General features: G+C 41.6%; 14 protein-coding genes. 8 read left to right on the plus strand and 6 right to left on the minus strand.

Features of this window, described 5'->3' with window-relative positions; genetic code table 11:
* Position 1: 1 nt before the first annotated feature.
* A complete protein-coding gene (locus GTK07_RS13080) occupies positions 2-2161 on the minus strand; it encodes a S9 family peptidase (protein ID WP_163635695.1) in 2160 nt (719 codons plus the stop codon).
* Between the two features lie 178 nt (positions 2162-2339).
* Here GTK07_RS13080 and GTK07_RS13085 point away from each other — a divergent pair, with 178 nt between their 5' ends.
* The 8 genes from GTK07_RS13085 to GTK07_RS13120 all read left to right on the plus strand — a co-directional run bounded on the left by GTK07_RS13085 (position 2340) and on the right by GTK07_RS13120 (position 12713).
* On the plus strand, positions 2340-3656 hold the full coding sequence (locus GTK07_RS13085; protein ID WP_163635696.1) for a hydroxymethylglutaryl-CoA reductase, degradative: 1317 nt from the start codon (positions 2340-2342) through the stop codon (positions 3654-3656).
* Entirely contained in the window at positions 3653-4564 is a 912-nt protein-coding gene (locus GTK07_RS13090) for a GYDIA family GHMP kinase (RefSeq protein WP_313790812.1), read from the plus strand. The genes GTK07_RS13085 and GTK07_RS13090 overlap by 4 nt, the downstream gene beginning before the upstream one ends.
* A 10-nt stretch (positions 4565-4574) precedes the next feature.
* Positions 4575-5297 (plus strand): subclass B1 metallo-beta-lactamase, encoded by a 723-nt coding sequence (gene bla, locus GTK07_RS13095; RefSeq protein WP_163635697.1) that lies wholly within the window; start codon positions 4575-4577, stop codon positions 5295-5297.
* Positions 5298-5776: 479 nt separating this feature from the next.
* Positions 5777-6133 carry a helix-turn-helix domain-containing protein gene (locus tag GTK07_RS13100; protein ID WP_163635698.1) on the plus strand — a complete coding sequence of 119 codons (357 nt, stop codon included), beginning with the start codon at positions 5777-5779 and terminating at the stop codon, positions 6131-6133.
* A gap of 434 nt (positions 6134-6567) precedes the next feature.
* Positions 6568-9666 carry a SusC/RagA family TonB-linked outer membrane protein gene (locus GTK07_RS13105; protein ID WP_163635699.1) on the plus strand — a complete coding sequence of 1033 codons (3099 nt, stop codon included), beginning with the start codon at positions 6568-6570 and terminating at the stop codon, positions 9664-9666.
* 10 nt (positions 9667-9676) lie between these two features.
* Positions 9677-11176, plus strand: coding sequence for a SusD/RagB family nutrient-binding outer membrane lipoprotein (locus tag GTK07_RS13110; protein ID WP_163635700.1), 1500 nt, complete (start codon positions 9677-9679; stop codon positions 11174-11176).
* Positions 11177-11185: 9 nt separating this feature from the next.
* Positions 11186-11962, plus strand: coding sequence for a hypothetical protein (locus GTK07_RS13115; protein ID WP_163635701.1), 777 nt, complete (start codon positions 11186-11188; stop codon positions 11960-11962).
* Between the two features lie 169 nt (positions 11963-12131).
* Positions 12132-12713, plus strand: a complete 582-nt coding sequence (locus GTK07_RS13120) for a hypothetical protein (protein WP_163635702.1) — start codon at positions 12132-12134, stop codon at positions 12711-12713.
* A gap of 80 nt (positions 12714-12793) precedes the next feature.
* Here the strand turns inward: GTK07_RS13120 and GTK07_RS13125 are convergent, their stop codons facing one another.
* The 5 genes from GTK07_RS13125 to GTK07_RS13145 form a co-directional block, all read right to left on the minus strand.
* Positions 12794-14914 (minus strand): peptidylprolyl isomerase, encoded by a 2121-nt coding sequence (locus tag GTK07_RS13125; protein ID WP_163635703.1) that lies wholly within the window; start codon positions 14912-14914, stop codon positions 12794-12796.
* Positions 14915-14997: 83 nt separating this feature from the next.
* On the minus strand, positions 14998-16287 hold the full coding sequence (locus GTK07_RS13130; RefSeq protein WP_163635704.1) for a hemolysin family protein: 1290 nt from the start codon (positions 16285-16287) through the stop codon (positions 14998-15000).
* Positions 16288-16292: 5 nt separating this feature from the next.
* Entirely contained in the window at positions 16293-16493 is a 201-nt protein-coding gene (locus GTK07_RS13135) for an NfeD family protein (protein WP_163635705.1), read from the minus strand.
* Positions 16490-17101 (minus strand): LPS export ABC transporter periplasmic protein LptC, encoded by a 612-nt coding sequence (lptC, locus tag GTK07_RS13140; RefSeq protein WP_163635706.1) that lies wholly within the window; start codon positions 17099-17101, stop codon positions 16490-16492. Before lptC ends, GTK07_RS13135 begins: the two co-directional genes overlap by 4 nt.
* 2 nt (positions 17102-17103) lie before the next feature.
* The gene (locus GTK07_RS13145) at positions 17104-18474 is read right to left on the minus strand and encodes a tetratricopeptide repeat protein (RefSeq protein WP_163635707.1); all 1371 of its coding nucleotides are present in this window, start codon (positions 18472-18474) and stop codon (positions 17104-17106) included.
* Between the last annotated feature and the right edge of the window lie 33 nt (positions 18475-18507).

Consider the following 18507-nt stretch of genomic DNA (forward strand, 5'->3'; position numbering starts at 1 on the left):
ATTATAGATTTTCCTTGACGAAGTTGGTCAATTTGGTAAACAGGTGCAATCGGGTGTTCCCACCATAAATACCATGGTTCTTATCAGGATAAATGGCCCAATCGAACGGTTTGTTGGCCTGAACCAACGCCTCGATCATGCGCATGCTGTTCTGTACATGCACATTGTCATCCCCGGATCCATGGACCAAGAGATATTTTCCCTTCAACATTTCAGGATAATTGAAAGGGGAATTGTCATCATAACCGCTTGCATTTTCCTGCGGGGTCTGCATGTAACGTTCCGTGTAAATGGTATCGTAAAACCTCCATGAAGTAACCGGCGCCACGGCAATGGCCATTTCAAAAACATCATTGCCCTTTAAAATACAGTTGGTGGACATGAAACCTCCATAGCTCCATCCCCAAATCCCTGTTCGGTCCTCGTCAATATATGGGAGTTCACTCAATTTTTTGGCTGCGGCAATCTGGTCCTCCACTTCGTATTTGCCCAATTCCTTTTGGGTCAATTTTTTGAAATCCCTGCCTTTTAATCCAGTTCCCCTACCATCCACACAGGCCACAATATAGCCTTCGGAAGCCAGCATTTCGTGCCAGTAATCGTTGCTGCCGATCCAACTGTTGGAAACCGACTGAGATCCCGGCCCACTATATTGGAACATGAAAAGGGGATATTTTTTATTAGGGTCAAAATCGGCTGGTTTGATCATCCACATGTTTAGATCATACCCGTTGATATTGATGGTGGAAAATTCCTTGGGAGACATTTCATACCCATCCAATTTTTCCAACAAGGCCGTATTGTCCTTGATGGCTTTCACCAACTTGCCATCCGAAGCAGTGTGCAACGTAAACTCATAAGGGGTGGTGGCATTGGAAAAGGTATTGATGTAATAGGTATAGTTGGTACTGAAGGCGGCCGAATTGGTGCCCACTTTGGTAGAAAGGCGTTTCTTTTTCTTCCCGTTGGTAGAAATACTATACACATCCCGATTGATGGAACCGTTCTCCACAGACTGATAAAAAATCCTATTGTTTTTTTTGTCATAGCCATAATAGCGGGTCACTTCCCATGGGCCTTGGGTAATCTGGTTCTTCAATTTACCATCCTTACCATATAAATACAAATGGTTGTAGCCATCGCCTTCGCTGGTCCAAATGAAACTGTCGTCGGCCAAAAAAGTAAGGTCGTCATCAATATCCACATAAGCATTGTCCTTTTCTTCTAAAAGAAGTGAAACGGAATTATCAGTTGCCTTAACATCGAACAATTTCAGATCATCCTGATGTCTGTTCAACGTTTGCACGCTCAAATGATCAGGACTGTTCATCCATTTGATCCTAGGAATGTAATAGGCATCGTTCAAATCCACATTTGAAATGGCCCCCGAAGCCACATCGAACATATGCAGGGTAACCAAGGAATTATTCTCGCCGGCCTTGGGATATTTGAACTCATATTGATAGGGATATAGATTGGTCCCATAGATATCCATGGAGAAATTGGGCACCTCTGTTTCGTCAAAACGAAGGAAAGCGATCTTGGTTCCGTTACTGTTCCATTCAAAGGCGCGAACAAAGCTAAATTCTTCTTCATACACCCAATCGGTCACACCGTTGATGATGGTTCCCTTGTTCCCATCCGTGGTCACTTTTTGTACCCCTTTGGATGAAAGATCCAAAATATAAAGGTTGTTATCCAAAACGTAGGCCACTTTAGAACCATCAGGGGAAAGCGTTGGCTCCTGTATTTTGGTTTCGGAAATCTTCACCAAACCTTTGGTGGCAATATCATACACATAATAGATGCCCAATCTGGATCTTCTGAAAATAGGCTCCACTTCGGTGGCCAGCAAGACTTTTGATTCGTCATCACTAAAGGAATAGGAAGAAAAATAGGGAACGGTTTCCGAGGAAGCCACAATGGTCTCCACCTTTTCCAAGGTTTCATAATCATATTTGTCCAGACTGCTAGTTCTGGGGGAACGGTTAAAATTGAGGATGGTATATTGTTTACCGTTGTTCATGGAACGCAAGACGTCCATGTATTCGGTCCTGAATTCACCTCCCCAGATTTCTTCCAGGGTTATTTTTTTCTTTTGGGCCGTGGAAATCGTCAAAAATCCCAATAAGGAAATGAACAGGAGAAACTGTTTGTTCATGTGGTAAGAAATTGATTAAAAACTCCCAAGTTTACTAATATTTATCGGAAAAATAAACTTTGATGTTGCATTTGCAACAAGAATCGGACCAAAGCATTTGGCCAAAACCCGGCAAATTTTTGGTGGTCATCGCCCAAAGTGGCAATATCCTTATATTTGAATCCTTTTACCAAACACTATGAACACGCCAGTTGAAGGATTTTCCAAACTTTCCAAAGCTGAAAAGATGGATTGGATCGCCAATCAATGCACCAAGGACCCCGAAGCCACCAAAAAACTGTTGGAGCGCTATTGGAACCCTGATCCCAACGTGCAAAAATTGCACGATGAGTTTATTGAGAACACCATATCCAATTATTATCTGCCCTTTGCCGTGGCACCCAATTTTTTGATCAACGGGGAGTTTTATGCGATCCCCATGGCCATTGAAGAAAGTTCGGTTGTGGCCGCTGCCAGCAAAGCTGCCAAATTTTGGTTGGATAAAGGCGGATTCAAGACCACCATTTTGGGCACCGAAAAAGTGGGACAAGTACATTTTATGTATAATGGTGATGCCCAAAAACTGCAGGCCTTTTTCAAGAAGATCCATCCAATTTTGTTTAGTAGTGTTGCCTCCATCACCCAGAACATGGAAAAACGGGGAGGCGGCATCAATGCCATTGAATTAAGGGATTGTACCGACAAGATTCCCGGATATTACCAGTTGCACTGCACCTTTGAGACCTTGGATGCCATGGGTGCCAATTTCATCAATTCGTGTTTGGAGCAATTTGCCAAAACATTAAAGGAAAAGGCCAAAGACCATCAAGATTTTTCGGAAGGGGAGAAAAACATAGAGGTGGTCATGAGCATTTTGTCCAATTATGTTCCCAATTGCTTGGTACGGGCAGAGGTGGAATGCCCGGTTGAAAAGTTGGTCATTAAGGACATATCGTCAGAAGACTTTTCCCAAAAATTTGTGCAGGCGGTGAATATTGCAAATGTGGAACCCTATCGTGCGGTGACCCACAACAAAGGCATCATGAACGGAATCGATGCCGTGGTGCTCGCCACCGGAAACGATTTTAGGGCCGTGGAAGCGGGGGTACACGCCTACGCTTCTAAAAATGGGAGCTATTCCAGTTTGACGCATGCCGCCATCGAAGATGGGATATTTAAATTTTGGATTGAGATTCCCCTTGCCCTAGGCACGGTGGGCGGACTAACCTCTCTGCATCCCTTGGTGAAGTTGGCATTGGAAATCCTTCAAAATCCATCGGCCAAGGAATTGATGCAGATTGTGGCAGTTGCTGGATTGGCCCAAAATTTTGCCGCCGTAAAAAGTTTGGTGACCACAGGTATCCAAAAGGGTCATATGAAAATGCACCTGCTCAACATGCTCAACCAAATGGGGGCCACTGAAAGCGAAAAGGAGCAGCTTGTACATTATTTCAAGCATGAAACCGTAACCAACGCCTCAGTAAAGGAAGCCCTGGAAAAACTACAAAGATCATGATGCAAAAGGAGTTTTACAGCAACGGAAAATTGTTGCTATCGGGCGAATATGCCGTGCTGGATGGGGCGCTGGCATTGGCCATCCCTACCAGTTATGGTCAATCACTCAAAGCAACCCCCATATCTTCTACACAACTGAATTGGGTAAGTTATGACGAAGCTGGGCACGAGTGGTTCCGTGCAGAATTTGATGTTGAAGACTTAAAAATCAAATCGACATCGGACCCGAAAATTGCCGAAACCCTAGTGGTTTTGCTGCAACAGGCTAAATGGGACAATCCCCTATTTCTTTCGGACCATGATGGATTTTTGGTGGAAACCCACCTCAGTTTTCCAACGTCATGGGGCTTGGGCACCTCATCCACATTGATCAACAATTTGGCCCAATGGGCCCGGGTGGATGCCTATGAACTTTTGTGGAAAGCCTTTGGTGGAAGTGGTTACGATATTGCCTGTGCGCAGCACAATTCGCCATTAACTTACCAATTGAAAAAAGGAGTGCCACAAGTGGAAGAAGTCCAATTTGACCCTTATTTTAAGGATTCCTTGTTCTTTGTCCATCTGAACCAAAAGCAGAACAGCAAGGATGCCATTGAAGCCTATAGAAGCCGTTCCTTTGATAAGGAAGCACTGGTCAAACGCATTTCGGCCATTACCCTAAGAATGGTCTCTGCCCCCAATTTGTCGGAATTTGAAATTTTGATGGAAGAGCATGAATCCATTTTATCCGAAGTCCTTGGTCTATCTCCCATTAAGCAAAAATTATTTCCTGATTATGCTGGAGCCGTTAAAAGTTTGGGAGCTTGGGGTGGCGATTTTGTGATGGCCTCGGGAGATGAATCATCCATCGCATATTTTCATGACAAAGGATACCCAACAGTATTCCCCTATTCCAAAATGATTTTGTGACTCCATCCCAATGAAGCGATTTCTTCTATTTTCAGCACTTTTAGGATTGATGGGTTGCAAAACTTCTTCCCCTACGCTGGGCTATGAGACTCCAACTTTAAAAATAGAACCTCTTACCGAGCACACCTATTTGCATGTATCGTATTTGCAAACCGAAAGTTTTGGGAAAGTAGCCTGTAATGGAATGATCGTGGTTGATGATGGTGAAGCCATTGTTTTTGACACTCCAGTGAACAATGAAATTTCGGAAGAACTTTTAGAATGGGTAAAATCGAAAGATTTATATGTGAAAGCCGTAGTGGCCACACATTTCCATGATGATTGTTTGGGAGGTCTTCAAGCGTTTCACAATAGACTTATTCCTTCCTACGCCAACCAGAATACCATAGCATTGGTTCAGGACAAGGACGTAACCATTCCGTTAAATGGGTTTTCAAAAACTTTGGAGTTGCAAGTTGGCAATGAAACCGTTATCCTCGATTTTATGGGAGAAGGACATACCGTGGACAATATTATCGGTTATTTCCCAAAAGACCAAACCATGTTCGGTGGATGTTTGATAAAATCCGTCGGGGCCGGCAAAGGTAATCTGGAGGATGCCAATACCGCAGAGTGGTCGCAGACCGTGGCCCAAGTCAAAGCGAAATATCCAAATGCTTCCCTAATTGTGCCTGGCCATGGACAATACGGAGACAGGCGGTTACTGGATTACACCATCGCACTTTTTAAATAGTGTCCAAACCTTGACCGACCAATACATTTCTTCGATTTATAAATCCACAAAGGGCCTTCATCAATTACACCTCCAGTGTAACTATAGTTTTTCGCACTTTAGCAATAAGAAGACCTAGGCAATTCAAAAATCTTCCAAAAAAAAGAAAAGATATTATGTCGTTTTTTTGGAAGTACACATTATTGGTTTTAACAATTTCTGGGTTTCTAATCATCTTCTTTTTTCATCTGAAAAGGAAGTTAAAACTATCCAGAAATAAAATAATTTTTATTTTCTTGTTTTTGTACTCATATAATGCGCTCTCGACCTTTTATAGTTGGGCGCAGCCGGATAATTCATTTTATGGTTTGGCTATATACGGGCTGTTGGTTCCTTTATTTCTATACGGGATTCTCATATACCTTTGGGCATGGAGCCCCGAAGTTAGAAATGAACATTTTCTACTGAAGCAAAAGCATTTAAAATATGAAAAAACTGGTTTGTCCGAATCATTTTCTTTGGAGCTAAAAAATAAATTGGAGCATTTGATGAGCTCAGAAAAGCTATACCTGAGACATGAACTTAGGTTGGATGACATTGCCGAGTTGCTCGACATTTCCAGACATCACGCCTCCCAAGTAATCAATGAGAACTTTAATCTGAATTTCTATGATTTTGTAAATGCCTACAGAATAGAGGAAGCCAAAGCCAAATTATGCTCCGGTTTTGAAAATTCATCGGAATCCATTTCAGATATTGCGTACCAGTGTGGCTTCAACAACCGAGTTTCGTTTTATAAGGCATTTAAAAAGATTACCCACACCACACCCACTGAATTCATGATAAGAGCCGCATAGTATTTTCTTGAAACACATTTCTGGTGTCTTGAGTATAGCATTTTGGGATGGGTCCTGTCCCAATATGCTTTCCTATTATTTAGCCTGATCAACAGGACATCTCCATTACTTCCAGTAATATACGAGTTTAAGGTTTCCCATAAAAGGCCAATGGCCTCCAATACCCTTTAATAGGTCACAAAACCATACTGAACCCTCAATCAATGTGTTAATGTTAATCTCGTTCGGGGATGTTGTAAAGGTTTTTAAGCCTTAACAAGGTCAGTCCATTCTTTTAGTTTTTTTGCTCGGCAATCCACAAGGTGGGGGCTCTAAAACTTACTTCTTCCCAAATTTTAGTTTTCATTGTTCGGAAGATTATTTGAATTAGCCTACAAATAAGATTTTATCTCCTGCCTTGGGTGATTGCACTAACTAACTTTTAATCAATTTTTATGAGAACGAAAAATTATTGGATGGCGCTTGGGCTGTTTCTCTTTGTTTTTGGGACAGTTCTGGCTCAAGAAAAGAATGTTTCAGGTACGGTGACCGATCAAGAGGGCCTACCACTTCCTGGAGTATCAATCATAGTGGTGGGAACATCGGTCGGGACCCAAACCGACTTTGATGGAAATTACTCCATCATGGCAAGTACAGGTAGTACTTTGCGTTTTAGTTATATAGGACAAAAGACAGTGGAAAGAAAAGTTGGTGCCTCCTCTGTTATCAATGTCTCCATGGAAGAGGATGCCCAAGCTTTGGAGGAAGTGGTGGTAACGGCTCTTGGAATAAAACGCAAGCCACGAGAATTATCTTATTCGGTGGCTTCTGTTGACAATTCCGCATTGACGAAAACTAGGGCTGTAAACACTGTGACAGCTTTGGCAGGAAAGGTTTCAGGCATGCAGATAAATACCATCAGCAACGGTGTAAACCCATCTACCAGAATTGTACTTAGAGGCAATAGATCACTTTTGGGAAACAATCAAGCATTAATTGTAATTGATGGTTTTCCTGCTGATAGAAATGCACTGGATCGGTTGAATTCTGATGACATCAAAGAAATTTCCATACTTAAAGGTGGTAATGCCTCCGCATTATATGGATCGGATGCTGCCAATGGTGTTGTGATCATTACCACTAAATCCGGAACTGGAAAAGCATCTATAACTTTCACATCTACCGCTCAATTGGATAACATTTCATTTTTACCTGAACTTCAGGATGAATTTGGCGTCGGCGGATTCCCTGATGGAACCATAAGACCGTTGGAAAATGTTGCATGGGGGCCCCGTTTTGATGGAAGTCTTGTAGATGCAAGCGAACAATATGAAGATGGCAGGGTTTGGAAAGTTCCTTACAGTCCGATTCCAGGCAACCATAAATCCTTTTTCCAAACAGGTAGTCTTATCAGGAATGGTTTTGAATTTTCAGGAGGCAGTGAAAAATCAAGCTTTCTTTTTTCCATTGATCACTCCAATATAGAAGGCACGGTTCCACAAGATAAGTTCAACCGAACCAATGCAAGGGCAAAGGGGATGTATGATTTTGGCAATTTGCAGGTAAGTTCCAATATATCCTTTTATCGGTCGCATTCAAATACTGTCGGTGTTGGTGGTCATCAGGCCAGACCCTTATACTGGTATCTTTTAAACACCCCACTACATATACCAATCAATCAAATGAAAAACTGGAGGACAGGTGAGTTTACCCGGAATGAAGTATCATATTATGCATTTTATGAAAATCCATGGTTCATTATTGACACACAAAGAAATAAATCCAATGATTCGGAAATGATTTTTATTAGTGATGCAAACTACAAATTCACAGATTGGCTTTCAGCTTTAGTAAGGGTAGGCTATACCAAGTATACTTATGATTTAAAAGAATACCATGGCGGTTTATCATACTCGTTCGAATTACCTGTAACCTACTCACGAATTGATGAGTTTTCTCCCTCGACCAGAGATTACATTTATAATAGTTCCCGCTTTAACAGTGATTTTATTGTGACGGCAAACAAAAATCTTTCGGATTTATTGAATGTAAAGGCAAACCTTGGCCATAATATCAGAATGACAGACTACAAAGTCATTGATATAACGGGAAATAACCTGATTATCCCCGGTTTTTACAATGTTTCCACACGTACAGGTGAGCTACAAGGAAGTGAAACATCCCAAAACTATAGAAAAGTTGGTGTTTATGGGGACATAACGTTAAGTATTGGTGATTTTCTATTCCTGAACGGCCAGGGAAGAAATGACTGGTCTTCATCACTTTCCAAAGAGAATAGATCTTTTTTCTACCCAGGAGGTGGTATCTCCTTCGTACCTACAGATGCCTTTAAAGGATTAAAAGGCACCCTTCAATACTTAAAAGCAAGCTTCAGTATTTCGAAGACTGGAAATGACCCTGGGCCATATTCCAATAGCACCACATTTAGCGCCCCTGCAGGGTTTCCATTTGGATCCACAGCTGGCCTTACGCTTTCTGGCACCGACAGAGATCCGAATTTAAAACCTGAGTTTACAAAATCTATGGAAGCCGGTATTGAATTTGGCATTTTTAAAGATGATAGGCTATCAGGTAGTTTTTCCGTCTATCAGACCAATACTACCGATCAAATTGTCCCTATTGACATTTCAACAACTTCTGGGGCTTCCAGATTGTACACCAACTTGGGAGAATTACAAAACCAAGGTATTGAGGTTGATTTAAAGGGTACTATCCTAAAAAGCGAAGATTTCAGTTGGAATTTAGGCATAAACTATTCATTGATCAAATCGGAAGTAGTTTCACTTACAGAAGGTGTGGACGAGGTGGTCGTTGGTGGCCCCTATTCGGACAATATTGCCTATGGTGCCGTGGTTGTAGCGCAAAAGGGACAACCATATCCTTTAATCAAAACTACAGATTACGAAAGGGATGACCTTGGAAGAGTAATTGTAGGTGAGGATGGAGACCCCATCCCAAGCAGCGACTTGATTGTTCAAGGCAAAACCACTCCAGATTATATCGTTGGCCTTAATAGCACAATCAATTTTAAAGGGTTCTCGCTATATGCAGTTGCTGATTACCGAACTGGACATGTGTTTTACAACAACTTGGTAGATGCATTGGAGTTCACCGGACTAACAAAGCACAGTGCAACCTCTGGCAGACAACCATTTGTTTTTCCCAATTCAGTTTATTCCGATGGAAATGATGGTTACATAGAAAACACAAATCGGTTGACATCAGGAGGAGGAAATGCCTTCTGGAGCACCTATAACGATACTAAATCCAACTATGTGACCGATGCAACTGTGTTAAAACTCCGGGAAGTATCCCTTTCCTATGCTTTTGAAAACAAATTGGCCAACAAGTTGGGCTTTCAGGATCTGAATTTTGGCATATATGGAAGAAACCTTTATATGTGGAGACCTGCGGACAATGTATACACGGATCCAGAATTCAACTACAACAGCGGCAATGCCGTGGGTTTTGGAACACAGAATCAAACTGCTCCCGTTAGACAATTTGGTATGACCCTTACCGCTAAATTTTAAAAAATTCACCATGAAAAATTCATATAAATCAATAAAAAGTAGCTTCATCCTAGTGGCATTGATGCTATCTGCAAGTTGCAGTGATAATTTTTTTGATGTAAACGAAAATCCAAACAACCCCCCTGTATCAACACCTGGCCTTACACTACCCGTCGCACAGAATACATTTGCATCCCTGAATGGCACAACCATGACCTATTTAGGGAACATGGTCATGTATAACTGGGCAACACCTTCCAATTGGTCTGCCAACGGTCAGTTGTTTAGATATGAGTTCACAAACTCCTTTAACAATTCTGTATTTACCACACCTTATGGTTCAATTTTTAAAGATCTTACCTATATCCAAGGTTATGAAGACCCCACTGGTGCGGTTGATTATACCGCTTATAAGGTAATCGCACAGGTCATCAAAGGATTTCAATACCAATATTTGGTTGATCTTTATGGTGATGTCCCCTATACCGAGGCCAACAAACGAGCCGAGAATACAACACCGAAATATGATGATTCCGAAACCATCTATAAAAGTGTCATCGACTCATTGACCATTTATTCGGAAAAGGCTTTGAACTTGCCAGAAATTGCAGAAAATCCTGAAAGCAGTGATATTATTTTTGGCGGTAATATGGAGCAATGGGTACAATTTGCCAATACCATAAAACTCCGAATGTTAATCCGATTGAGCAACACAGGACAAGATAATTACATTAAGCAACAAATCGATCTAATCAACAATAACGGTGCAGGCTTCATAACAGAGGACGTGGTTGCCAATCCCGGTTATTCCAAAGACACCAACAAGCAAAGTCCATTTTGGAACTATGCAGGTTACAACACTTCGGACTCCGAGCAGGACAGGCATGACTATACAGTTGCATCAGATTACACTATTGACTATTTGACCACTACCAACGATCCAAGAATTGGATATCTATATTCAGCATCTGAGAATGGAGGAGAATTTAAAGGTGTATGGCAATCTACTGCATTGCCTGGAGAAGGATTTACTTCAGGAGACCTTTCCAAGATCGGTGTAGGTCTATTGAAAAGTTTTGATCAGGACCAACCCATCATGCTATTGAGCGAAGCTCTATTCTTGCAGGCCGAAGCCGTTGTTCGAGGTTACCTCCCTGGTGGATCAGGTGAAGCACAAGACCTTTACGAAAAAGCAATTACGGCTTCATTTGATTATTTAGGCGTAGTCGAAAACCCTAGTGATTACTATAACCAAGATATACCTAATGTAAGCTGGAATGCATCCACCGATAAAATACAAGCAATAATTGTTCAAAAATGGATTGCTTTAAATGGAACATCCTCTATTGAATCATGGATGGAATGGGTTCGTACCGGGTTTCCCAATAATCTTCCAACACCTGATGATTCCGACGGGGTTCGCCCAGTAAGGTTGCTTTATCCCACATCAGAGTATTCTACCAACGGAGATAATGTTCCTCCAAGTTCAATTAATGATGCTTTTACTAAATATCCTTTTTGGAAACAATAAAACTGAGCCATGAAAAAAAGTATTAATACCTTAGTTTATACTGCTACATCTCTGTTGATGTTAAGCTTAGTTGCGTGTGACGCACTATTAGATCAGGAAGAAACCGATTTTGGAAAAGGTCCAATTGTTGTTCAATTTCAACAAAAATCAATAACAAATAACTTTTTACAAGACGGTAGTGGAACAGTTTATGATTTTGAAATTCCTATTGAATATCAAGGCGCAGATGGTAATCCCTTAGGAGAAGATGTTACGGTAACCATTGGCATAAACAGTGAGTCCACGGCAAATGAGGATGTTGAATTTAGTTTGAGCCAAACTGAGTTTGTAATTCCTGCAGGCCAAAAATCTGCCAATGTGGTAATCCAAGTGAATTCTGAAAGCTTGGACGCATTAAATCCAAAAACCGTTATTCTGGAGATTTTAAACTCATCACAAACAGTATCCGACAAAAATACAACTGCTATCACCTTACAGGCCATTTGCCCATCCAATTTGGAAGGTAATTATATGTATATAAATGGGAATGAAAGTGCAGTGACAATCACAAGTACTGGCACGGGAACTTATGAAGTTAGCAGGGACAATGCTTTTACAAATCCATACCCCCTGTATATTTCTGATGTATGCAATACCTTAACCATACCCGGAAGTTACATTATGGACAATTTTGGAATTGCAACTTCAGGTGCTGGAAGTGTTGATCCAGACACAGGTACCATTACCCTGTACTATACAGTAGATGGTTATTTTGCTGATCGAGAAATGATATTGATAAAACAATAAACTTATTCACCATACAATTTTAGGGGAGGCTTCAAGTCAAACTTGACCTCCCTTATTATTTTGCTCAAATCCATCCTGCATACATCCAAATGGGGTGTTCATCAATTCTCATCAAAAAATCCCAGCCTTTGCCCCTATGTTTGGAGTCAGTCACCAATTTTAGGGCCATATGTTTCAAGTTCTTCAAAAAATTTCCCGTGTTCTGGTCATAGGATGCTCCTTCATCTGTTCCTTCAACTGCCTTTCACAAGTCAAGGGGCAAGCTTCCAAGAGATTGGACAGGTTCATAAGTGAAAGTTGCAAAACCACCTACGAAGAAATTGATTCCGTACGTATTTCCGAAGTACTCAAATACAAAGTATACCGCATAACCCAAGAAATTAAAGACATATACGGCCAAAAGAGCACAAACACCAATATATTCATTGTCATTGATGATGGAAAACAAGCACAAGCCTTTGAACACGTTGGTAAAAACACCAACTTACCCAAACTTCTTGGTTATATAAAGGAAGATTTTGTCCTGAATGCAGAGTCCGCCTCCCTATTTCAAACCGTATTGGATGCCATTTATCCCCTTCCAACATGGAAACCAGACAAAAGGGAATACTTTTCCCAAAATGGAAAATGGTACTTTCTCCGCGATGCCTATTTCAGGAGCAAACAAGGTTTTGAAGTGACCATCGATCCATCCGGAAAAATAACAGGCATCTGTTATAAAATGAAATGGGATGAAAATGAACGGTCGTGACCAGAACTATTTCCGTTAAAAAGCTAAAACAAAAAGCCCCCCAAATTGGGAGGCTTTTTGTTTTTCTATATGTAGGGATCCTAGTAAAAAATCCCTCTGTTGTCCTCGATTTCGGCCTTGTCTTTCAAAGCATTGTAAACAGCGCCATTTACCCTAGCGGCCGCACTGCTTCTCAAACTGTTGGCATAGGTAGTAAAATTGTCCACTTCGGGAGCTGCCTCCTTTTTTGTCACTTTGACCATAAACACCCCTGTTTCACCCTCGATCAAATTGGAGGTCTGGCCTTGATCCAATGCAAAGGCCGTTCCTACCACCAAAGCCTCGCGACCCGCACCTGGCAATGTTGGTGACTTAATAGTTACAGCGGATGCTGTACTCAAGCTCACATTGTTATCTGATGCAATAGTCTCCAAAGCCTTGCCCTTATTCGCAGCAATGATTCGTTCTGCCTTGATTTCCTTTCTGATTTCAGGCAAAGCCATAACCGATGCATCTTCTGTTGACATTAATCCTTTTTTGTACTTTTTGGTCAACTGCACCACAGCATATCCATTGGTCACGTTGAATCTTCTAATATCGCCTACATTGGTGTCTTCATTAAAGGCCCATTGTACCACGCTTCTTTGAGCACCAAGACCTGGAAGGTTCTCATCCATTTCCCCGATTTTGTTCACAGGTCTTACCGTAAAGGAACTTTCCCTTGCAATGTCGCCAAAATTTTCAGGTTCAGAATCCATACTGGCCATTTCAAACTTGGTGGCATCCGTGAAAATCGCATTGATGGTTTCTTCCGAAGGTTCCAGTTCCCTGGCCAAAGTAGCAACCTGTATGATATCCTGTTTGTCATCAACTTTTATAATGTGGTATCCAAATTGAGTCTCTACCAATCCAATGGTACCAACCGCGTTATTAAAACAGAAATCATTGAACGCATCAGCCATTATTCCTTCTTGAAAATAACCCAGATCCCCGCCACGTGGAGCAGAAGGACCGTCTGAATTATCCCTGGCCAACGCAGTGAATACGGCATCTTCCTTTTTGGCCTCCGCCAAAAGTTCCTTTGCCTTTGCCTCGGCTTCCTCCTTGGTCCTGGTTACCGTTGGGCTTACCCTTTCGGCACCGGCCCAAGAAATCAAGATGTGGCTTGCCTTAACGGTTCCGTTGGGCTTTTTCCCCATAACCTTGGAAAGTTTGTAGTAATCGCCATCCTTGTAAGGACCGTAGATCTCACCTACCCCCATGGCCATCAAGGTATCGGCAACCGAAGAAGGTAGCTCATTTTTGGCCTTGTAAATGGTATCAAATTTGGTATCGGAATGTCTATCCAAGAAGGCAACCATGTCCTTAGTGGTCCTGAAACCTGGAACGGTATCATATGAATCACTTCCTTGTGAATACTCTACGGTATCATCCAATAAAGCAGTAATCTCAGCTTTTACATTGCTCTCATCGGTTGCAGAAGGCTTTTCTTCAAAAAACACGAAACGGATATCACGGGCCACATTCTGTTCGAACAAAGCTTTGTGATCATCAATATACGCCTGGATCTGCTCCTTGGAAACTTCAATGGTGCTATCTGGAATGGAAACATAAGGAATACGAACAAACTGCATATCCACTTTATCATTGGCCAATTTGTAATCGAATTTGCCTTCGGCCAATGTAGCGCCTACACCCCCTTTGATCAAGTTGAAGTACATACGCTCTTTGGCAGCTTCTATTATGGCTTTTTCATCTTGCAACCATGCGTCATAACGCAAGGGATCGTTGGCCCTCCAATCGGCAATGGCATTTTTAAAAACCTCTTCGTTAAAGATTCCGTTCTCATCCTGGAAATCAGGAATTTGTGCATAACCAGAAGTTTTTACAAACTCAATGATCTGGTCGCTTTCCACATCAATGCCCAAATCCTGGAACTGTTGGTTCAAAATGGCCTTACGAACTTCTTGATCGTACACCATGTTCACCAACTGCATGGAAGTGAAACTAGGGGGATAACTTCTAGACGCGGTTTCTACTTTACTCCTAAAATCTTCAATGGAAATATCCTCACCATTTACTTCGGCCACAGAAGACCCTACTTTACCACCTCCAAAACCATCACTTTTGAAAACTCCGGATATTACAAATGCGAACAAAGCCAGACCTATGATCAAGATCAAAACGGTTGTCCGTTTTCTAATACTCTCTAATATTGCCATTTTACTGCGTTTTTCTTTAAATTCAGTGGGCGAAAATACCACTTTCTTTTCAAATAGGAAAGATTAAAAAGCTGTGGAAATGATTAATCCTCAGTATTGATACGCACACTTACCAAATCAATTTTGGTATTGGACACTTCAAGGATTTTAAAGGTAAATTGATCTACGATGACTTCCGAGTCTTGTTCCGGGATTTCTCCGGTCCGGTTCACTATCAAACCGCCCAATGTTTCGTATTCCTCCCCTTCGGGCAGCTCCAATTTATAGTTTTCGTTGATATAGTCCACCTCCAATCGGGCCGAGAACCGATACTCATCCTCACTGATTTGTTCTTCCAGCAAATCGGTAGTATCGTGCTCATCCTCTATTTCCCCAAAAAGTTCCTCAATGATGTCCTCCACGGTCAAAATTCCAGCTGTTCCGCCATATTCGTCCAACACCACCGCCATACTCTTTCGTTTTTTGGTCAACACGTTCAGAATATCCTGAATCAACATGGTTTCGGGGACAAACTCCACCGGCATTAAAATGCTCTTGATAGTTTTTGGTTTTTTAAAAAGTTCATAGGAATGCACATAGCCTATGATCTCATCAATATTGTCCTTATAGACCAATATTTTGGAATAACCCGTTTCCGTGAACAGTTTGGTCAGGGTTTTTGGAGTTTCATTGAGCTCAACTGCCGTTATTTCGGTACGGGGGACCATAACCTCTCGGGCTTTCACGGTTGAAAACTCAAGGGCATTCTGGAAAATTTGTATTTCGGAATCCACTTCATCTTCTTCCTGCACGGTTTCCATTTGTTCGTTGATGTAATCGCCCAGTTCCAATTTGGTGAAAGAAAGTTGTACCTCATCCCCTTTGGTCTTAAAGAATACCCGAAGGATAAAATCGGAAACCTTGATCACGAACCAGGAGATGAACGAAAACAGCACATAAAAGATATAGGCCGGAATCGCGAACAATTTCAAGAGAGTGTTGGCGTATATCTGGAATAACACTTTTGGTAAAAACTCCGCGGTCAATAAAATGATCAGGGTGGAAATGATGGTCTGGGTCAACAGGCTAAAATCGGTCAGGATCGAATTCAAAAACTCAGACTCGGCGGGCAACATCCCTTGGAACCATTCCATAAGCACTTCACCCATGAACAATCCGTAGACCACAAGGGCAATATTATTGCCAATAAGCATGGTTGCAATAAACTTGGAAGGTTTTTCTGTAAGGAGGCCCAGTACTTTTGCCAAAAATCCTTCTTGCTTTTTCTCAATCTCGATATGAATCCTGTTGGCGGATATAAATGCAATTTCCATTCCCGAAAAAAATGCCGAGAACAACAGGCAAAGAAGTATGATGATGATCGAGGTATCCAAGATGGTTATTGATTTTCCTTCTTTCTTTGCTCAAAACGTTTCCGGTATCGCCTCCTAAAAACGAACATGGCCACGGACACTATGGCAAAAAAGATAAAAATATAGGTATCCTTGGGGTTGATGCTCCACAAGGTGGCAATCTTATAAAGGGATATGGCCGCTACGGCCAAGTATAGGTATTCTGTGTATCTTAAAATTTTGATCATAATTGTTCCTCTTCTTCTTTTATGGTCATAAGACCAAAGGTCTTGTTGGCTTTAAAAAAGCTAAAATCTTTGTTGAAGTCCATCCCTTCGCCATCCATGACGGTGCCATCATCGGGATTGGTGTAGGTAAAGGCGGCTTCGGTGAAAATCCAGTTATTCTTATTGTCAAAATATAACTGGTCGGTTTTGAGTTTTTTACCGTCATAACTATCAATGACCACATTTCCCTGCAAATCTATCAAATTGGTCTGTGTGTAAATAATACCATAGTCTGCAGTCACCACACTTTTTTGGCCTTTGTCGTCAAAGAAATCGACCTTGAGTCCTTTAGGAAAGGTACGGAATTTGAAGCTTTGGTTATCGAAATTTTCGGTGATGGGACTTGTAAGTACTGCAATGACTCTGGAATTGGCAGAATCCTGAGAGCTCATGGCTTCTATAGTTTCGGTATAGGTGAGCGTAAAGTTTTGGGCTATCCATTGAGGAAAAATGGGTTTCACGGCTTCTTCGCCCACCCTTTTGTAATCATCCTCACAGGACATAAAAAGGATTGCCACGGTAAAGACCGTGGCAAAACACTTTAAAATATTTCGTGATGTTGGTATCAAACTTATAGATTAGGTACCGTAACGCTACCACCTACCCAACAGCTAAAGCTTACTGTTTTACCTGCCATACCGGAACTAAAAATCATTTCCTTGGTAGGTGCTTTGGCTTCGTAGCTGACCGCGGTTTGGTTAGCATGGCCACTTATGGCGGGGTCTACCCTACCGGCCTTTCTGGCCATTTCCGCAGCTTTCCAGTAGATAGCCCTTTTCTCGAATGGGGTACTACCACAATCGTTGGCACTTCCTGCATACAAGTTGGCGATCAACAAATACGCTTTTCCATTGGAGGCGTTGGCCTCAATTGCCTTAAGGGCGTAGTTCCTAGCTTGGGATGGGCTACTTCTGCGCACACTGGTTGCGATTTTGTAAAGAATGTTGGACTTTTTATAGGAATTGGTTTCCAATTCCGCAGCCTTATTGTAATCAGCAATAGCCCCTTTCATATCACCAGATTGAAGCTTTAAAGCACCGCCGTACACGTAAGCATCGGCAGATGGGTCAAGGGCCAACTGGGCCTCGAACAATTTTCTGAACATGGGATCATCCGTACAATCTTTGGAGAACATTCTACCTACGGCACCTTTCACCCATTTTACATCGCTTTTTCTGGCTTCATAATTTTTTTCATAAAGTGGAATCAAGTTGTCGCAATCGGCAAGGGCACCCAATTTGGAATCTACGCTACTGGCCACTTTACCAAAAGATTCAGAGTTTACGGTAGCTGCTTTTAAGATACTGCTCTCTTTTTTGGTCAAAGTCCCCAATGAATCTTTGGGCAACAATTTGGTTACGACATCTGTCAATTTTTGGTTTTCCTCATCCAATTTTAAGGTCACATCATCATACGTATCAAAAACATCCTGAAGATCCTTTTTACCCGCACCATGCAAATCTACCAAGCTGGAGAAATAAAGGTAAAGTGCCTTTGGGTTGGTGAAGTTTTCCCTGTCCTCTTTGAAGGCCTTGTCCAGCATACTGAACAATTGCTCATCGGAAGCCATTTTATTGTCGTACAACAACAAGGCCTTATCAATGGCCACATCGGCTTTTGTATAATTGGTAGGGAAATATTTTATACTATTGTCATAAAGGGAGAGTAATTCTTGAATAAATCTATCCTTTTCCGCTCCGGATGACTTGTCAATTTTATGTTCCAAAATCTTTTCACCATAGGAAAAGTTGGCCTTGTTGATATCGGGGCAGCTTTCATATACCATTTTCCATGGCTCGTAAGCTGCATCGTAATTTTTTACTTTGGCATGCTCTGCGTAAATGGAAAGATTCGTCATGCACTCGGGGTTCTGTGCTTGGGCCATACTTAATCCCGTCAACATAACGACCGTTATCATTGTTAAGTAGTGTCTCTTTTTCATCTTACTAATTTTAAAGTGGTTAAAGTACAAATT

It is taken from the genome of Flagellimonas sediminis, from assembly GCF_010500845.1.
Lineage (GTDB): Bacteria > Bacteroidota > Bacteroidia > Flavobacteriales > Flavobacteriaceae > Flagellimonas > Flagellimonas sediminis.